General features: G+C 45.5%; 18 protein-coding genes. 3 read left to right on the forward strand and 15 right to left on the reverse strand.

Annotated features, from left to right (window positions below; translation table 11 throughout):
- Positions 1–72: 72 nt before the first annotated feature.
- Entirely contained in the window at positions 73–1,266 is a 1,194-nt protein-coding gene (gene sucC / locus ED312_RS00295) for an ADP-forming succinate--CoA ligase subunit beta (protein ID WP_123213992.1), read from the reverse strand.
- A 318-nt stretch (positions 1,267–1,584) separates the two neighbouring features.
- Here sucC and lysA point away from each other — a divergent pair, with 318 nt between their 5' ends.
- Positions 1,585–2,841: a diaminopimelate decarboxylase gene (lysA, locus tag ED312_RS00300; RefSeq protein WP_123213993.1), complete on the forward strand. Its 1,257-nt coding sequence runs from the start codon at positions 1,585–1,587 to the stop codon at positions 2,839–2,841.
- A gap of 128 nt (positions 2,842–2,969) precedes the next feature.
- On the opposite strand, the gene ED312_RS00305 is transcribed toward lysA, so the two are convergent.
- The 12 genes from ED312_RS00305 to ED312_RS00360 form a co-directional block, all read right to left on the reverse strand.
- Positions 2,970–4,037 (reverse strand): transporter family protein, encoded by a 1,068-nt coding sequence (locus ED312_RS00305; protein ID WP_123213994.1) that lies wholly within the window; start codon positions 4,035–4,037, stop codon positions 2,970–2,972.
- Positions 4,015–5,055 (reverse strand): cytochrome-c peroxidase, encoded by a 1,041-nt coding sequence (locus ED312_RS00310; RefSeq protein ID WP_123213995.1) that lies wholly within the window; start codon positions 5,053–5,055, stop codon positions 4,015–4,017. The genes ED312_RS00305 and ED312_RS00310 overlap by 23 nt, the downstream gene beginning before the upstream one ends.
- Before the next feature lie 224 nt (positions 5,056–5,279).
- The gene (locus ED312_RS00315) at positions 5,280–6,083 is read right to left on the reverse strand and encodes an MbnP family protein (protein WP_123213996.1); all 804 of its coding nucleotides are present in this window, start codon (positions 6,081–6,083) and stop codon (positions 5,280–5,282) included.
- An 82-nt stretch (positions 6,084–6,165) separates the two neighbouring features.
- Positions 6,166–6,543 (reverse strand): hypothetical protein, encoded by a 378-nt coding sequence (locus ED312_RS00320; protein WP_123213997.1) that lies wholly within the window; start codon positions 6,541–6,543, stop codon positions 6,166–6,168.
- A gap of 22 nt (positions 6,544–6,565) precedes the next feature.
- Positions 6,566–6,997, reverse strand: a complete 432-nt coding sequence (locus tag ED312_RS00325; protein ID WP_123213998.1) for a hypothetical protein — start codon at positions 6,995–6,997, stop codon at positions 6,566–6,568.
- Positions 6,998–7,147: 150 nt separating this feature from the next.
- Positions 7,148–7,510: a hypothetical protein gene (locus tag ED312_RS00330; RefSeq protein ID WP_123213999.1), complete on the reverse strand. Its 363-nt coding sequence runs from the start codon at positions 7,508–7,510 to the stop codon at positions 7,148–7,150.
- A gap of 74 nt (positions 7,511–7,584) precedes the next feature.
- A complete protein-coding gene (locus ED312_RS00335) occupies positions 7,585–8,091 on the reverse strand; it encodes a TrmH family RNA methyltransferase (RefSeq protein WP_123214000.1) in 507 nt (168 codons plus the stop codon).
- 4 nt (positions 8,092–8,095) lie between these two features.
- Complete coding sequence (locus ED312_RS00340) at positions 8,096–8,737, reverse strand: DUF4159 domain-containing protein (RefSeq protein WP_123214001.1); 642 nt, start codon at positions 8,735–8,737, stop codon at positions 8,096–8,098.
- Between the two features lie 66 nt (positions 8,738–8,803).
- Positions 8,804–9,511 (reverse strand): 16S rRNA (uracil(1498)-N(3))-methyltransferase, encoded by a 708-nt coding sequence (locus ED312_RS00345; RefSeq protein ID WP_123214002.1) that lies wholly within the window; start codon positions 9,509–9,511, stop codon positions 8,804–8,806.
- 81 nt (positions 9,512–9,592) lie between these two features.
- Positions 9,593–10,030 carry an NYN domain-containing protein gene (locus ED312_RS23635; protein WP_206363184.1) on the reverse strand — a complete coding sequence of 146 codons (438 nt, stop codon included), beginning with the start codon at positions 10,028–10,030 and terminating at the stop codon, positions 9,593–9,595.
- A gap of 713 nt (positions 10,031–10,743) precedes the next feature.
- Entirely contained in the window at positions 10,744–11,265 is a 522-nt protein-coding gene (locus tag ED312_RS00355) for an N-acetyltransferase (protein WP_123214003.1), read from the reverse strand.
- Between the two features lie 17 nt (positions 11,266–11,282).
- Complete coding sequence (locus ED312_RS00360) at positions 11,283–11,657, reverse strand: DUF983 domain-containing protein (RefSeq protein ID WP_123214004.1); 375 nt, start codon at positions 11,655–11,657, stop codon at positions 11,283–11,285.
- A gap of 143 nt (positions 11,658–11,800) precedes the next feature.
- Here ED312_RS00360 and ED312_RS00365 point away from each other — a divergent pair, with 143 nt between their 5' ends.
- Positions 11,801–12,676, forward strand: coding sequence for a helix-turn-helix domain-containing protein (locus tag ED312_RS00365; protein WP_170164417.1), 876 nt, complete (start codon positions 11,801–11,803; stop codon positions 12,674–12,676).
- 205 nt (positions 12,677–12,881) lie between these two features.
- Here the strand turns inward: ED312_RS00365 and ED312_RS00370 are convergent, their stop codons facing one another.
- A complete protein-coding gene (locus tag ED312_RS00370) occupies positions 12,882–13,070 on the reverse strand; it encodes a hypothetical protein (RefSeq protein WP_123214006.1) in 189 nt (62 codons plus the stop codon).
- Between the two features lie 250 nt (positions 13,071–13,320).
- Positions 13,321–14,343: a tRNA (adenosine(37)-N6)-threonylcarbamoyltransferase complex transferase subunit TsaD gene (gene tsaD, locus ED312_RS00375; RefSeq protein ID WP_123214007.1), complete on the reverse strand. Its 1,023-nt coding sequence runs from the start codon at positions 14,341–14,343 to the stop codon at positions 13,321–13,323.
- Positions 14,344–14,533: 190 nt separating this feature from the next.
- On the opposite strand from tsaD, the gene ED312_RS00380 reads away from it, so the two are divergent.
- Entirely contained in the window at positions 14,534–18,943 is a 4,410-nt protein-coding gene (locus ED312_RS00380; protein WP_240642966.1) for a translocation/assembly module TamB domain-containing protein, read from the forward strand.
- The last annotated feature ends 3 nt before the right edge of the window (positions 18,944–18,946 follow it).

The following is an 18,946-nucleotide window of genomic DNA, read 5'->3' on the forward strand; positions in this document are numbered from 1 at the left end:
AAAAAACTCCCGGAAATTATTTTCCCGGGAGTTTGAATTTTATCATTTATATTGCCTGGTCCTGTCAGGTCCTTAGCTTAAAACTTCTTTTACCTTGTCGGCAGCTTCCTGGAACTGTACGGCAGAATGTACCGCGAGTCCTGAATTGTCGATGAGTTCTTTGGCTATTTCGGCATTGGTACCCTGCAGACGAACAATGATCGGTACCTTAATGGCATCTCCCATGTTCTTGTAAGCGTCCACGATACCCTGGGCTACACGGTCGCAACGAACGATACCCCCGAATATATTAATGAGGATGGCTTTTACGTTAGGGTCTTTCAGTATAATACGAAAGGCGGTTTCTACACGTTTGGCATCTGCCGTTCCCCCGACATCGAGGAAGTTGGCGGGTTCACCCCCGGCCTGCTTGATGAGGTCCATAGTGGCCATGGCAAGTCCGGCACCGTTAACCATACATCCTACGTTACCGTCAAGGTCCACGTAGTTGAGTCCTACGGCCTTGGCCTCTACTTCAATAGGGTTTTCCTCGCGCAGGTCCCGCATTTCCGCGTAGTCCTTATGACGGAACAGGGCGTTGTCATCCAGGGTAACTTTGGCGTCTACGGCCATGATCTTGTCATCGGATGTTTTTAACACGGGGTTTATTTCAAACAGGGAAGCATCGGATTTGATGTAAGCGGTGTAAAGCGAGCTCACGAATTTTACCATTTCCTTGAATGCATTACCACTCAATCCGAGGTTGAAAGCAATTCTTCTGGCCTGGAAAGGCATGAGGCCTACAGCAGGGTCAACTTCTTCGGTGAAGATGAGGTGAGGGGTTTTTTCCGCTACTTCCTCGATATCCATACCACCTTCGGTCGAATACATGATCATGTTCCTCCCTTTGGCACGGTCGAGCAATACGGACATGTAAAACTCGGAAGTTTCACTGTCTCCCGGATAGTATACATCTTCGGCAACCAATACCTGGTGCACCTTTTTTCCTTCTGCGGAAGTCTGGGGCGTAACCAGGTTCATACCGATGATCTGCTCGGCAAGTTCTTCTACCTGCTTCAGGTCCTTGGCCAGTTTAACACCACCTCCCTTACCGCGTCCTCCCGCGTGTACCTGGGCTTTTATAACATGCCATCCGGTTCCTGTTTCCTGAGTGAGTTGCTTGGCGGCGGAAACGGCTTCCTGAGGGTTGTGGGCCACTATACCCCGTTGTACCCTTACACCGAAACCTGCCAGTATTTCTTTTCCCTGATATTCGTGTAAATTCATAACAAAGGTTCATTTAAATGAGTGACAAAAATAGCAAACCTGGTATAATTACCCTAGCCTAAATACATTTTTTTGTATTCCCCGTAAAATAGCTTTATTTTGTCCCCGACGTATTAAAAAGCTGATTTCCAATACAGCATGTACCCGGCTTCCGAAGGTGGATGTGAAAAAATACCTCCGGGGAGTACAATTGTTGGTATTATCACAAAATGTTTATTTTTTATTTAATGTCTGTATTTGTTCTATCGGAATAGGGCTAATGGCTTATATTTGTGGACTTAAACAGAGGAATCGATCACTAACACACAAAGTTAAAAGATGAATAATCAGGATTTATTACATATTGCCCGGGAATTCGGTAATCCGGTTTATGTATACGATGCGGAAAAGATCATATCGCAATATCAAAGGCTTACAGGTGCGTTCAGCAAAGTGAAAAACCTGAAGATTAACTATGCGGCAAAAGCCCTTTCCAATATTTCGGTGCTGAAACTCCTCAATAACCTGGGGAGCGGTCTGGATACAGTTTCCATCCAGGAAGTACAACTGGGGTTGCAGGCGGGCTTTAAACCGGAAGATATTATTTTTACGCCCAACGGGGTCTCTCTCGAAGAAATCGAGGAAGTGGCTGCTCTCGGGGTGCAGATCAATATTGATAACCTTTCCATTCTGGAACAGTTCGGTACCAAACATGCGGATATACCTGTGTGTATACGGATCAACCCGCATGTGATGGCGGGAGGGAATACGAATATTTCCGTGGGGCATATCGATTCCAAGTTCGGGATCAGTATTCACCAGATGCCGCACCTGTTGCGCATTGTTGAAAATACGAAAATGCACATCAACGGTATCCACATGCATACCGGTAGTGACATTCTGGACATAGAGGTGTTCCTCTATGCTTCGGAAATTCTTTTCGAGACTGCAAAGCAATTCAAAAATCTCGAATTCATAGACTTCGGAAGCGGTTTTAAGGTGCCGTACAAGGAAGGGGATATTGAGACGAATATAGAAGAGCTGGGCAAAAAACTGACCAGGAGGTTCAACGATTTTTGTAAAGAATACGGCAAAGACCTTACCCTGGCTTTCGAACCCGGAAAATTCCTGGTGAGCAAGGCCGGATATTTCCTTGCCAAGGTCAATGTGGTAAAACAGACGACTTCGACGGTTTTTGCCAGCATAGATACCGGGTTTAACCACCTGATCCGCCCCATGCTTTACGGTGCGTACCACGAAATTGTAAATATTTCCAATCCCGAAGGAAGGGATCGTTTTTATTCGGTAGTAGGGTATATCTGTGAGACGGATACTTTTGCCAATAACCGGAGGATAGCACAAATAACCGAAGGGGACATTTTGTGTTTTAAAAATGCGGGGGCATATTGCTTTACGATGGCCAGCAACTACAATTCGCGTTTCCGTCCTGCCGAAGTACTCTGGTATAAAGGCCAGGCCCATCTGATCCGTAAAAGGGAAACTTTTGAAGACCTGGTAAGGAACCAGGTGGAAGTAGACCTGCCGCTTTCGGGGAGTAAAAAAGAGAAGGAAGAGGCTGTAGGGGTGAAAGACTAAGTACAAAAAAGCAGGCATAGTGCCTGCTAAATAAAATACCTGTCATTTCGGGCAGCATGGAAATACATTTTCTTTGCTGCCCGACGTGCAGACAGGGGCGCCTTAACGACCTTCGGCGCTTTTCCGGTTTAAATGTTAAAGTTCACATAGACCGACAAGCGGTTCTTGACTTCCACTTTACCATTATTGAGGTTCTGGTTTACGGGAAGCATTCCCATAACGCCCAAAGACCATTTTTTATAGGCGGCTTCTATGCCCCATTTCCCGAAAAACACATCTCCTTCGGTATTGGCAACAGCTTGTCCGTACTGTTCATTTTCTGCATAGACCTCCCCGGCAACACCGAGAATAGGGGTAATGGTGACATTGTCCGGAACGGAAAAGGAACGGAATACCTGTATGCCGTAATTGAACTGGTTCCCGAACTGGTAATGCTCGTTGTTTTCGGTTTTAAAAGTATAGTTGAGCATGGCGCTCGCTCCCCAGTTGCCGAGGGTTACGGCATAATCTGTCCCGATAATATAGTCCCAGCTTCCTGTTCCGGCCTGGAAACTCGGGTTTACACTCCCTTCGTTGTTGGACCTGTCATAATTCCCGGTAGGAAGTTTAATGCCGCCCCCCACTTGCAGGGTGTGGCGGAGTTTTCCGCTTGTTTCCATCGTATCTGCGGGTTTCAGCAGTTTATAGAATCCCATTACGGTCATATCTCCCATACCGGTAAGGTGCTGGTCGGATTTATCGGCAAAGGTACGGTTGTGAAAATGGTACGGTACCATGGCATGGACCACTACCCGCCGTCCTACCGGGACTCTTCCCCAGGCCTGTATGGTATTAAAGTTTTCATCTACCCAGGGCGAATTATTGAAAATACCGTCCCTGGAGCGATATTGCTGGGTGATGTACCTCAGGCCGATGAAATTATTGTCCAGCCCGGTACTGTACCCCATACTGCCTCCGTTACCGCTGCACCCGCATACATCGCACATAAGGAAGGCCTTGGCGGGACGGAATGCGGTAGCGAAAGGAGAGGGGATACTGTCCGAAAGCGTATGGGCTCTCATGCTTGTTGTGCTGCCGAGGAAGAAAAGAAAAAGGAGGAAGCATATTTCCTGCGGAACCAGGAGGAGGGTTGTAGATCTTTCCTGTTTTTCCGGTGTAAGTTCCCGGTGTTGCCTAATATTCTGAAAATCGTTCATCGTTTAAATAATTGTCGTCTGTTAATGTTTGTAAGAATGCTATCAGCACGGACTTTTCTTCGGTTGTCAAGGCAATTCCCGGGGTGTCGCCTGTTTTCAGAAGGGGGTCCAGGTTGTCCGATTCCACGACACCGCTGCTGTAAAAATTGAGTACGGATTCCAGGCTTCCGAAGCGTCCGTCATGCATGTAAGGTTTGGTGACGGCCACATTGCGCAGGCTGGGTACTTTAAATTTGTACCGGTCGGATTCGCTGCCGCTTACTTTCATCCGGCCCGTATCGTCCAGGGACGGATTGGGTGGCAGTCCGTTATTGCGGAAGGAATGATCTGTAAACAGGTCCGTGGCATGACAGCCTGCACATTTTTGGCGGAAGAGTTGCAGTCCGCGTTCTTCTTCGGGGGTGAAATTACCTCCCTGCTCACCGCGTACATATTTGTCATACCGTGAGTTGGAAGAGACCATCATTACCATAAACTGGGAGAGGGCCTTAAAGAAGTTTTCGTTGTTCACTTCTCCGTTTTCAAAGGCTTCGGCAAATAATTCCCGGTATTCCCTGTCAGCTCTTATTTTGCTGATGACGTTGGAGACCGTTTCCCCCATTTCCACCTCGTTGGTTATGGGAATAACGGGAAAGAGGTCCAGGTGAGAGGTAGCGCCGTCCCAGGCAAATTCTGTCATAAACGCGGCATTTTGGATAGCCGGGGTATTTCTCGTGCCTTCCTTGTCGTCAATACCATGGCTGAACTGGTGCCCGTGGTGGGTAAAGGCGAAACGCTGCTCATGGCAAAAACCACAGGAAATAAACCCGTTAGCGGACAATTTGCCGTCGTAAAAAAGCTTTTTTCCCAGTTCAAACCCCTTTTCTGTCGGCGGATTGGCCGTAAGGTCGTACTGCAGTTCGGGGAAGTTGGACGGTACGGTGAATGTCAATGGCTCATTAACAGCCCGGTATTCGTCATTATCCGGGCTACAGGCTGTAACGGTAAGAACCGCAATCAGTATCAGTAATCTTTTCATCTGTATCGTTTTTATGGAGAGAAGGAGGTATCCAAAAAGATTTTTAACCACAAAGTCAGCAAAGAATATGCAAAGCTCACAAAGGAACAGGTGCTTTATTACAAGACATTTAACCTTTTTATTTCTTTGTGCCTGCCCTGCCTTTGCCGGCAGGCAGGTTTGTGTACTTTGTGGTTTTAATAGAAGTTGAGACTTTTTAGGCACCCTCTTCTTCTCTCTGATGGTTAATGATGATTACCCGAGCCGTTATGTACGTGATCCACAGAGAACATCTCCGTTGCATTACCGGCGATTTTGGGCGATTTTTCTTCGCTGATCATAATAACCGGTTCTTCGGAAAGCAGCATTTTATCAGAACCGTTCAGTATTTTATCGGCATCTACGGAAAGGTGGATCAGCGGGCTCATTTCTTCGCTTACCATGGCCCGGGTACTGAGGTCCAGGCTCACTTCGCGGTAATTGTCCAGGCTGGAGCCATGGCTTCCCATATGGATCTTGAATTCCGTGGGTTCGGTTACAGTGGCTGAGGTGAATGTACCCTCGAAGTTCAGGAACTTGTAACCGGCCTGCCAGGACCACATCATTTCCTCCTGCTCGGCTTCCTCGAGGAAATCCCCCTGCCCTTCGGCTCCCTGAAGGTATTTTTCCTGGTCCACGCCGATACCGAATTGTAGTTTTACATAATTTCCCGCGGGGATCCCGGTAAGCGTGATTTGGGTTTTTTCACTTTCCTCGCTGATTACAAAATAACTGTCGTCTTTCGGGTACACATAGGTGTTCCCCCGGTCATCTGTCAGTGTGAAGTTGCTCACAATATAGTTCAGCCGGTCGATGGTAAGGGTCTCGTCGTTACCGTTGGTATATGCGGAGGTGTGCAATATAAGGTCGTCCCCGGCCACACCGTTATCGAATTCGACAGAGACCTGTCCTTCTCCGGCCAGTGCAGAGGTGTCGTCATCGGAAGAACATGAGGTATACAGGCCTGCAAGGGCCGCAAATAGAAAGGATTTAAATATATAGGTTCGCATTATCATTATAATTTAAGTTGAAAAATAGGCGTACCTGTCCCTGCGGTCATTCAGGGAAAGATACTTTTATGGTAACCGGTATTCAGGATAATGCGATCGGTGGTTTTAAAGGGCGGTTTACCGGCAAGAAAAAATAAATGGTATCACGGGGGGCAAAAGGATTCCCGGGGTGGTAATCCGGATTGTTACGGATGGCGGGGAGCGGGCTGCCCCTTTCTATGTAAAGCAGGGGTAATTCTGTTTTCTTCGGGGCTTCGGTCCCTTTTTCATCATTACCATCTGCGACTTCTTTTGCAATAGCCCCCATGAGATAACATTTCCCGTAACATTGTATTTTGGGACGTTCTTTGTTGATACATAACACATTGGCAATATAATCGTAGTTAGCCGCGTATTCCAGCACGGGGAACAGCGGCTTAAAACATATCAGGAATGCCAGTATGAAAAGGGAATTTTTCAAGAAACCGGTTTAAGGAAATGAATTATTTCTCGCTCAGCAGTTTTTCGGCTTTTTCAATACTTTGACTGATAAGTTCGCGAAGCTCGTAAACTTCGTTTTTTTCCTCCTCGAGGATATTTATTTTAGCCGTGATTTCTTCGGTGGTCTTGTCTTTTGGATTGAATTCGCCGTAAGGGAATTTTTCACTGAAATCCTTCATCCAGTCCATCATGGCTTTATGGGACATTTCCAGGCTGTCCAGGATGCCGGAGCTGTCGGTGGAGTCTGCTTCCTGTTCCAGTTTTTTTGACAGTGAATTCAGTTTCCCCATTGCGGGCATGATTTCGTCATGGGCGGTGATTACTTCGTCGAAAAGCTTGTTGTATGTTTCTGCTTCTTCGGACGGTCTGGTATTGCATGCGATAGCTGTAGCGATGACCATAAACCCTATTGCGTATAACCTGGGAGATTTCATTGCGGATAAATTTAAATTTTAAGTGAACGGAATTCTCCGGGTATACGGTACAGACTTTACATGATGTTGTAATGCAGGCTGTCCGGGCATCCGCGGAGAGAAATCCTGAAAAAATGAAACTGTATTTTTTTCCGTAGGGGAAAAAGGAGGTTAAAGCAATGAAATAGGTGGTTTCAGCGGACTGTCGCCGGGCCTGGAAGTGTAATTGGCCGCAGGGGAATAAGCGTTTACTTCATGAACAGGGGGGAAAGAAGGAACGGTTGCCGTTTCTTCCGCATTCCGGAAGAACAAAAGCTGGTGCTCGAATTTCAGGACAGGTTTGTCTTTATGGTCGTTCTCGACCTCTTTCACAGCTTTCATGAGATAACACTTACCGTAGCACTGCATTTGAGGTTTGTCTTTGTTGATGCAAAGCACTTTGGAAATATAATCGTAATTGGCGGCATATTCCAGGAAAGGAAAAGCCGGTCTGAAACAGATAAGTAATGCCAATATGAGAAAAGCGTGTTTCACAGGGCAAAAATAAAGAAATGTTGTAATTTTTCCTGGCCTATTCCTGTTAAATAATAGGATTTCCGGGCAATTATTTATGTTTTCATCTGCCCGGTTATTTCATACAGGGCAATTCCCGTAGCCTGTACCACATTCATGCTGCTGTTGCTTCCGAACATTTCTATGTGGATACAATGGTCGGAATTCCCGATGATTTCCGGTGAAATCCCCAGGTTTTCATTACCGATAATCAGTGCTATTTTCCGGAAATCACTGAAATCGAAACGGCTTAGCGGTGAGCTGTCCTCCGTGATTTCCAGGGCAATGAGGATGTATCCCTTCTCTTTTAATGTGGCAAGGGTGTTCCGGGTATCTTCGTTATAGGAGTAGGGGACATGTTTATCTGCCGCACGTGCCGTCTTTTTCATTCTCGGGGAAAATTCCGGCTGCCGGCTGCCGCAGAAAAGTATTTCCCGTACCCCGAATGCTTCGGCAATGCGAAACAGTCCGCCTACATTGGCAGGCCCGGTAACGGTATCGCAAACAATGACCAGGGGGAATTCTTTCTTTCGGAACGGGGTGTTCATGTGGGTAAGCTGCATGGTTTTAATTCTCAAATGCGTATTGTACGATATTTGCTCCCATTTGCAAGGCCTTTTGTCGTACTTCCTCCGGATCGTTATGTACTTCGGGATCTTCCCATCCGTCCCCGAGGTCGGATTCGAAAGTGAAGAGGAAAACCAGTCTCCCTTCGTGAAAGTACCCGAAAGCCTGCGGACGTTTATTATCGTGCTCGTGTATTTTGGGAAGCCCGTCTGCAAAACGGAATTTTTGTTGGAATACGGGATGATCGGCAGGGATTTCCGTCCATTCTTTGTCGGGGAATACTTTTTTCATTTCCTTTTCCAGGTACGGGTGCATACCGTAATTGTCATCGGCGTGTAAAAATCCGCCGGAGAGGAGATAATTTCTCAGGTTTTCAGCTTCCTCTTCCGTGAAAAAGACATTCCCGTGCCCGGTCATATGAAGGAAAGGGTACTGGAATATGTCTATGCTGCCTGCCTCTGCTGTATGTGGTTTTCCGTTGATCCTGGTCCCCAGTTGCCGGTTACAGAATGCTATAAGGTTGGGCAGGGAGGTAGGATTGGCATACCAGTCTCCGCCGCCGCCGTATTTCAATACCGCGATTTCCTGGGCGGATGCCAGATTACAGGCGGTAAGGAGGAATACTATTAATATTTTGTTCATATGATATCTCTTATAAAGCCCGGTGGGAATGCAGGGCCCTGTCCCTTTACAGACCGGTAACCGGGGTTACTGGTTGATGAGCGCTACGGTATGACAGGCTACCACAGCCGCAGTTTCTGTTCTTAACCGTGTGCTTCCCAAAGATACGGGAATATATCCTTTGTCGAGGGCAAGGGATATCTCTTTTGTAGAAAAATCACCTTCCGGTCCTATGAGTATGGTGATTCGCTGTCCCGGAACCACTTTTTCTTTTAAAAGGTGCCTGTTCCCGTCTTCTTCGCAATGGGCTATGAAGAGCTGTCCGTTCGTTTCCCGTTCCAGGAAAGATTCCAGGGCGACCGGAGGGTTTAGCCCGGGCAGAAAAGAAGAAAGTGATTGCTTCATGGCAGACTGAATGATTTTTTCCAGTCTTTCTGTTTTTACCACTGTCCTTTCGGAATGCTCGCAGATAACGGGAGTAATCTCGTCAACACCTATTTCCGTAGCTTTTTCCAGGAACCACTCGTAGCGATCGTTCATTTTGGTTGGGGCTACGGCCAGGTGTACGTAATAATCCCGGGGTTCCTGTGCGATTTTTTCCGTGATGCGTGCGTTACAGTGCCGGATATCGGCCAGGGTGATCTCCGCTTTAAACATGTGGCCCTTACCATTGGTAAGGTATACGCTGTCTCCTTCCGACTTCCGAAGTACTTTGACAATATGCCGGCTTTCTTCTTTGTTAAACGTAAATTGTGATTCCTCGCCGGTAATGTCCGGACTGTAAAATAAATTCATATCTGCAAACGGTACTGGTTTGTGCGAATATATAAATTATTGGTATTCCGTATGAGAAGCAATAATTTATATTTTATGGTTTTACAGGGAGCCTGGACGTTTTATTTTGGAGGCTAAACCATCAATATGTTCAAACAGATGTGGTTTTATGGGGTTCCACATGGGATCGAGAAGAAAGTCTATACCTTCTCTTCTGGCTAATTTGGCAGCTGGAACAAAATCACTGTCGCCTGAAATTAATATTATTTGATCTACTTGTTTTTTCAAAGTCATAGAAGCAATGTCCAATCCGATTTTTATGTCGACTCTTTTCTGACTTAAGTCAAATTGAACATCTTCTTCTGTCAAATCGTCTATGACGAGCTTTTTGGTCAGTAATTCTTTAGTCCTTGCAGGTTTTATTATCCAACGTTTTCTGTCTTCAAGAACACCGAGACGAAGAGCTACTTTCCTCTTCTTTTTAAGTTCTTCAAAAAAAATGTAGTTGGAACTTATATTGATCTGTTTTTGAGAAATCAATGGATTTTCCTGTTACCGGATTATGTTGTTTTTTATCGTAAGGTAAGCAGTCGTAATAAAAGATCCGATACAATTCACAAGACTCTCCTTTGGCTTGTGTCAGGTGTCTCAGGCACATTTCCCAAAGATCATTTGCAGTTCGTTCCGGGTTTAAGTTTTTAATTTGATGAATAGAACGGTATCGTTTTATAAAAAAACCTCCGTCTACAAGTATAGCAGTTTTTTTCATAAGAGGATATAAAAAAAGCCCCAGGGTAGGCATTCTCACTATAATATTGAAAAAAGTAGAATACGTGGCCAAGAGCATTATGTATACAAATATAATAAAAAATAACGTGAATAATGTTTAAACCTTGTGGATTTTAAGTGCTCAACCTGTTTGTTTTGAATGTTTTAAAGAGTTCCTCTACTTCGACCAGGCTCAGCACAGCGCCTTGAGATGAAGGGAGGTGGTTCCGATTTTAATCGGGATCGGAGGGTTTGAAAGTCCAAACCACGGGAAAAACACAAAGGTTTGGAGATAAATCCTAGGCCTGGTCAAACTCCCCGTCCCGCAAGATGGGTGCTTTTTTCTTACCCATGGAGTTCGGAATTGATAAGGTTAGAAAGACGGAAAATCTGTTTTGCCACGGATACGCGGATATAAAGTAATAGTTACTTTGCAAGGATTCGTGTATCCGTGGCTAAAATGAATAGAAATTAGAGGATTTAACCTAAACCATATTTTTAATAAAAAGGAGCTGCTCCACAGAAGCATTGCCCATCCGGGCATGCTCCGTTTTATGAGGTTCAAACCCGGCATTGCGGATGATCTTCTGTGCAGTATCGTTGGCTCCGAAGGTGCGGATCAGCAGGGTATCGTGCTTTTTCTGCCGTGCGATCTCTTCCGAACGCTGTAAGAGTTCCGCCAGTCCTTTCCCTTCTGTGTTGTGTAGCATTTTACGGGTCAGCAGAGGTTTGTCACTATTTTCCGGCCTTTCCTCTTCGGGCAGGGAAGCTAGCAGTTCGGCCGAGGCAACGGGAACGGATTCTTCAAAGGCCATCAGCATTTGTTTTGAAAAATCATTATGGCTTTTCACCAGGGGTTCCAGCGCATAGGTCTCGTCCAGGTACTTTTGTATGTCCTTATATTTCCCGTGATCTTTGAACAGTCTTTTATATTGTGCCCTGGTATTGTCTATGATCCAGTTGGCATGATCTTCGGTAAGGACGACGTATTTTACTTTAATCGGCATCTCTCGTTTTTTTGCGGTTATACTTCGATGTGTCCCGGCGTTTTCTTTTTCCGGAACATGTAAAGCCATATGGTGCGGGATAAACGGAAATTAAATGTACTGGACACCACGGCCATTATCATAATAATAACAAAAATGTAGATATTTCCCAAACCTATGACAAATTTACCCAGGATGAGCACGGCTACCATTTCGGCGATGGTAAGGGCATAACTCACGTACATGGCCCCGAAGAAATAGCCCGGTTCCCGGATGAAATTATAGTCGCAGTTATGGCATCTCCGGTGCATTTTGGGCATACGGAAAAGAAAAGGATTTCCCTTGGATTCAAAAATGTCCCCTTTTTCACAATTTGGACATTTTTCTTTTAGAATATATAAAATGTCAGCCATGATCTCCTGTGTTTTAATATTGAAGGCAAAGTTGATAAATAAACAGGAACAGGGTATTATACTATTTTCGCTTTAATTTGTACTTTTGGAACATTATGCGCGGTGATGAAAATGCGGAAACCGGCTTCGGGGATAAAAAAACTATGAAAAACATACAGGTATTGCATATAGGGGAGTTCGGCAGGCAGGAAGGCTATCCGTATTTTTACAGCAATACGTTCCGGGAACACGCGGGTAGTTTTCACGAAACCATAACCGTTCCGCACAAGCACGATTTTTTTATTCTGGTACTGTTTACCAGGGGGCATGGCGTACATGAAATCGATTTTAATTCGTACGAAATAAGGCCCGGAAGCATCTTTTTAATGTACCCGGGACAGACCCATTACTGGGAATTTTCGCAGGATGCGGATGGTTATGTGGTATTTCATACCCAGGAATTTTACGAGATGCACTATATAAACCGTTCCATTCACGGTTTTCCCTTTTATTATTCTGCCCAGAACCCACCCTGTCTGTACCTGGAGGAGCCGGATATGTTAAAGGCAATAACCGTTTTCCGGGAAATCCATTCCGAATACGAAGGGGAGGGGTTTATGAAAATGCAGCGCCTGGCAAGTTCTCTGGACCTGCTGTATATAGATCTGAGCCGCCTGTACCTCCGGGATAATAGCGCCGAAAGTCCGGTGTCGGCAACCTATATGCGCAGGATCAGGCAATTGGAGCAGTTGATAGAAAAACATTATATCGAAGAAAAACAACCTTCGGCCTATGCGGATATGATGCATATCAGTCCCAAGCATCTGAATCGCATGGTCAAGGCTTCGTTGCGGAAAACCACATCCGACCTGATTGCGGAACGGGTGATCCTGGAAGCGAAAAGGCTGCTGGTACATTCGCAGAATTCGTTTACCGAAATAGCCAGGGCGCTGGGATATGAAGACTATGCCTATTTTTCGCGCCTGTTCAAATTAAAAACGGGGCTTACACCGTCTGAATTCGTACATAAATATAAATAAGAGAAGCTGCCCCGTTTGATTGGGGGACCGATAGCCTCCTAAGGGTATCGCCGCTTCGGTATAGAGAAGTTTTTGCCACGAATATACAGGTACGAAACAACTGCTTTACAACAATTCCCGTATCCGTGGCAAAACTCACTTTCCGTTCGTTGCAAACCGTTGGGTTTTTAAGTCATAACGATTTGTCTTGTAAATACTGTCAACGTTACAACGGTAGAAGCTGGCACTCCAGTTCGGCGCATTGCAGGCCGTATTCGGAGCAGGTGGCAGGCGGGCAATCGCCCCACGGATCGTTGCATATAACAGGTACGATGCACTGTTTTTTTCCACCGGTGATGGACCTTTGCTGTTCCCTGTTCAATGGGGTGCCCAGGTTAAGAATGTGTTTTTTCATGGTAAAAAAGTTTTAGTTAATTAAAATATTATCCCGAACCTTTATGGACACTCGGGATGTGTGCCCGTAGAATTTAAGGGGATACTTATAATGCCGGAAGTGAATATTCGGGGTTTCATGTATAAACATGAATAACGTTTGGGGGTGTGTTATAAGTAGGTAAGATACAAAAAATATTTAATCCACATCCGGATCTTCTGAAAAGAATACCCGGAGTCATGGAAATCCTGTTGCTGGAATGCAGGCGGACTTATACTTTAAAACGTGCTTTTGCGGTAACGGTTTGTTCGGAAAAATCCTTTTCCCGGTATTTCAGGTACCCGGTAATACCGATCATCGCAGCATTGTCGGTAGTGTATTCGAACTTCGGGATAAAGGTTTTCCAACCGTATTTTTTTTCGGCTTCTTTCAGCGCGTTCCGTATACCGGAATTGGCAGAAACCCCGCCGCCTATGGCAATCTGTCTGATTCCTGTTTCCTTACTGGCTTTTTTGAGCTTGTCCATCAGTATATTGACAATGGTATACTGAATAGAGGCACAAATATCCCTGAGGTTTTCTTCGATAAAAGCTGAATTTTCGGCTGTGTGTTTCTGTGTGAAGTACAATATGGAGGTTTTGAGGCCGCTAAAACTGAAATTCAATCCGTCTACTTTCGGTTTCGGGAACCTGAATGCTTTCGGATCTCCTTCCCCGGCATATTTGTCAATAAGCGGTCCGCCCGGGTAAGGGAGGCCGAGGATTTTAGCACTTTTGTCAAAAGCTTCTCCGACGGCATCATCAATAGTCTCGCCGATGACGGTCATATCAAAATAATTGTCTACACGGATGATCTGTGTATGCCCGCCACTGATAGTCATGGCCAGGAACGGAAAGGTGGGTTTGTCAAAATTTTCTTCCTCGATAAAATGGGCCAGTATATGCGCCTGCATGTGATTTACTTCGATCAGCGGAATGTTTAGCCCGAGTGCCAGCGATTTGGCAAAGGATGTCCCGACGAGCAGAGAGCCCAACAAGCCGGGGCCACTGGTAAAAGCTATGGCAGATAACTCTTTTTTACCGATATTTGCTTTGTCAAGGGCCATATGTACAACAGGAACAATATTCTGCTGGTGGGCCCTGGATGCAAGTTCCGGAACAACACCGCCGTATTCTTCGTGGATTTTTTGAGTTGCAACAACATTGCTCAGGACTTTCCCGTTAAGTAAAACAGCGGCAGAAGTGTCATCGCAGGAAGATTCTATGGCCAGAATGTATGTTTTTTGCTCCTTCATCAGCACTTTTGGAATAAAAGTTGTTGCGTGCAAAGGTAGGCATTTTGTTCGTTGTTTCACCAACCGAACCGATCACCGGGCATAACCGTAATCCGTATTTCATAACCTGTTAATTCAGTTAAGGCATATCAGAAAACTCAGGAAAATAGTAGTCAGGACCTTTTTGATCCTGTTTGTGTTACTCGTGGCGGTGAGTATTTTTTTTGCACTTCCCCCGGTACAGACAGGTATTGCCAAAAGGGTAACCCGCGCCCTTAATAAAGATTTCGGCACCAATATACAGGTGCAGAGGGTCTATATCTCTTTTTTTGGCAGTGTCAACCTGCGTGGTATCTATATAGAGGACCATCACCGGGACACCCTGATCTCCGTAAATCGTCTCAATACATCACTGCTTAGCTTTCGGAATGTGAAAAGTATGATAGACGGGAAGCTGAATTTCGGTGACATGAGCATGGAAGGGGTGTTTTTTAATCTTCGCACCTATGAAGGCGAAGAAGATGCTAACCTGGACCTTTTCGTGGAAAAGCTGGACAGCGGGGACACCACCAGCACAGCTACAGAACCCTTTTTACTTACCACCTCTTTTATACGCCTGGAAAATGCGCGCTTCAAGGTAACGGACGATAATGCCGAGAATCCCGGTATTCTCTATTTCAGGGATATTCATACGGACCTGCATGACTTCAAAATAGAAGGTCCCGAAGTCACCACGAAAATAAAACAACTCGGGTGGATCGCGGACCGGGGTATGGAGGTACAGCGGCTCGATACCGATTTCTCTTACGGGCTGACCGAAATGCGGCTGGATAATCTTTCTATAGAAACGCCGGGATCGGATATTAAAGGTAATCTGGCTTTTTTGTATGACCGGGAGGATTTTTCTGATTTCCTGAACAAGGTAAGGATAGCGGGTAATTTTGAGGATGCTACTATTGCTTTTGACGAAGTCAATACTTTTTATAACGAGTTCGGCCCGGGGAAGCGGGTAACCTTTAGTTCCGGTCTGGAAGGAGTACTCAATGACCTTCGGGCCAAAAACCTCCGTGTCACTACGGAAAATACAAGTATAGCCGGGAACTTTCATTTCAAGGGGCTGTTCTCTTCGGACCTCCCATTCCGGATGGATGCCGATATCGGGTATCTTTCCTCCAATTATTACCAGTTAAGAGGGCTCTTGCCCAACATACTCGGAAATTCACTGCCATCTTCCCTGAAAAAGCTCGGACAGCTTCGTGCTCGCGGAAAAGCCGTGATCACGGAAACCGCCATTAAGACTGACCTGGAGCTGGAAACCGAGTTGGGGAGCAGTGTTTCCGAACTGGAGCTTACCAAAATAAACGACATAGATAACGCATCCTATACCGGGACCATAACCCTGACGGATTTTGATTTAGGCAAGTTTATCGAAGATGAAGGTTTCGGGAAAACTTCCCTGGAACTGGATGTAGACGGTAAAGGATTTACCAAGGAAACACTGAATACCGAAGTCAGGGGAGCCGTGAGCCAGGTCGTATATAATGGTTATAATTATAGGGATGTAGTGGTTTCCGGTGTGATTAAAGATCAGCTGTTCGACGGTTCCCTGGTATCTAATGATGAAAATTTTAAGATGAGTTTTGACGGTCTCGCCGATTTTTCCCTGTTGGAAAACCAGTTCGATTTCCGGGCCTCTATTACCCGGGCCGACTTCCGTGCTCTTAATTTTGTGTCCAGGGATAGCATATCCGTGTTTTCCGGAGATATAAGTATGAATATTACCGGGAATGACATTGATAACCTTAAAGGGGAGATCAATTTTACCAGGACAAATTATAAGAACCAGAACGACGATTATTACTTTGAAGATTTCAAGATCATCTCCGTTATAGACGAGACCGGCCGGGTACTCACCGTGGACTCCCCCGAAATCATCAACGGCTTTATGAAAGGGAATTTCTCATTCCGGGAACTGGGCAAAATAGTACAGAACTCCGTTGGAAGTATCTATACCAATTACAGTCCGCACGATATAAAACCCGATCAGTATGTAGAGTTCAATTTCTTTATAAACAGCAAGATCATTGAAGTGTTTTACCCCGAGGTGAAACTGAGTAAAAACACCTATATAAAGGGAGAAATGATCGCGGATGAAGGAGACTTCAAGTTTAATTTCCGGTCGCCCGATATTGAGGCTTTCGGCAATGTTCTTAAAAATATCGACCTGCAGATCGATAATAAGAATCCTTTGTTCAATACCTATGTTGAGATCGGGGAGATCCATACCGGCTTCTACGATATTTCGCAGTTCAACCTCATTAATACCACCATTAAAGATACCTTGTTCTTCCGTACGGAATTTAAGGGAGGTGATGATTCCAAAGATGTATACAATCTGAACTTCTACCATACCATAACCCCTGATAACAGATCGGTAGTGGGGCTTAAAAGGTCTGAGGTAGGTTTTAAGGGGAATCAGTGGTTGCTGAATAAAGACAACAATCATAAAAACAGGGTGGTGTTCAACAAAACGCTGGATACGGTTACGGTAGAAGAAGTGGTGATGAATTACAGGGAGGAACAGATCAACCTTCAGGGGAAAATGATCGATTCCACATACAAGGATTTTTCGGTGCAGTTCAAAAATGTTTCCCTGGATAAAGTGACCCCCGATATTGATAATCTCAACCTGAAAGGATTGATGAACGGAGAATTTTATGTGCTGCAACAGCGGAAAAATTTCTATCCCTCATCCAATCTGCGTATTGATGATTTTACGGTAAATGACATCAACTTCGGTAATTTTGATGTGGGGATTGTCGGTAACCGTGACCTTTCGAGTTACGGTATCGATGCGGTCATACAGAAAGGGAATGAGAAGATACTGGATATCGTAGGAGATGTATCTTTTGAGAATAATACGTCTTCTCTCGATGTGGAAATGTCTATGAGCGACCTTGATATGAAAGCCTTTAGTATGCTGGGATCGGATGTTATTTCAGACCTCAGGGGAATGGCTTCGGGAAATGCCAGGCTCACGGGGACATTCAAAAAACCCGAACTGAACGGACAGCTGACTCTGAGAGACGCCGGGTTGAAAATTCCGTATCTCAATGTCAACCTGGATTTTGACCCGGAAACTAAGGTAGATCTGTTCGGCCAGACATTTCAGTTCAATGATATTACGCTGACCGATACGGAATATAAGACCAGGGCTTTGTTTGGCGGGACTATAACACATACTGCCTTTTCCGACTGGTACCTCGACTTTTCCTTGGATACCCAGGGACAGCGTTTTCTGGCTCTCAACACCCCGGAGACCGAAGAAGAATTGTTTTATGGTACGGGGTTCATTAACGGAGAAGCACAGATATACGGGCTTACGGATGAATTAACCATCAAGGTCTTTGCTACTACCGGGAAGGGAACATCATTAAAAATACCTTTGGATAATGAAGTAACAGTGGGGGATACTTCCTTTATCAATTTTATAGACAAGCAGGGAGAAACCAGCTTCGAGACCCACGAAAGAGAACTGGCCGACTATAAGGGACTGGAACTGGAGTTTGACCTGGATATAAACCCCGATGCGGAAGTGGAGATCGTCATTGACAAGGAGCTGGGAAGTTCGCTCAGGGGAAGAGGGGCCGGAAACATACTCCTGGAAATCAATACCAACGGTAAGTTCCGGATGTGGGGGGATTTTACGACCTATAGCGGAGACTACAATTTTAAGTACGGTGGAATCATAGAGAAAAAGTTCAAGGTGAAACCCGGTGGGTTTATGAGCTGGAACGGGGACCCGCTCCGGGCTAATGTTGATCTCGAAGCCGTATATAACCTGAATGCCAATCCGGCCGTTCTGCTGGACAATAATTCCGTGACCCGCAAGATAGAGACAGACCTTATCATTAAACTCAACGGGGAACTCCTGCAACCGGATATCGATTTCGATATTCAGTTCCCGGGGACCAATGCCGTGATTAATTCGGAGTTGCAGTATAAGCTGGATGATAAAAGTAAGCGGGAATTACAGGCTTTGTCCCTGCTGTCCCAGGGCGCTTTTATTAATAATGAAATCAATATCAGCGGTGGCGGCGTGGCAGGTAACTTTATAGAATCCGGTTTTAGTATGCTGAACGATATTCTCAATTCCGGGGACGGTAAATTTGACATCGGGCTATCGTATGAACTCGGAACAAGAGATCCCAACCTGGATTTTGAGACGCAGGACAGGTTTGGTGTAACTGTTTCCACCCGGATAAACGAGCGCATACTTATCAACGGAAAGATAGGAGTGCCGATAGGAGGTGTGGCGGAAACGGCGGTTGCCGGTGATGTGGAAGTACAGATATTGCTGAACGAGGACGGAACGCTGAGAGCGAGGATATTTAACAGGGAGAACGAAATACAGCAATGGCTTGCCGACCGCATAGGATATACCCAGGGTGCCGGTCTTTCCTATCAGGTAGACTTTAATACCTTCCGGGAGTTACTGCAGAAAATATTCACCAAAGAAAAAAAGGCCCCGGAGAATGTTTCCGCACCTCAGAAAGAAGTTTCCGCCGGATCGGAAACCATGGGGAATGGCCTGATCCGTTTCGGGCAGAAAGGAGATTGAAGA

The organism is Sinomicrobium pectinilyticum, from assembly GCF_003725735.1.
Classification (GTDB): Bacteria; Bacteroidota; Bacteroidia; order Flavobacteriales; family Flavobacteriaceae; genus Sinomicrobium; species Sinomicrobium pectinilyticum.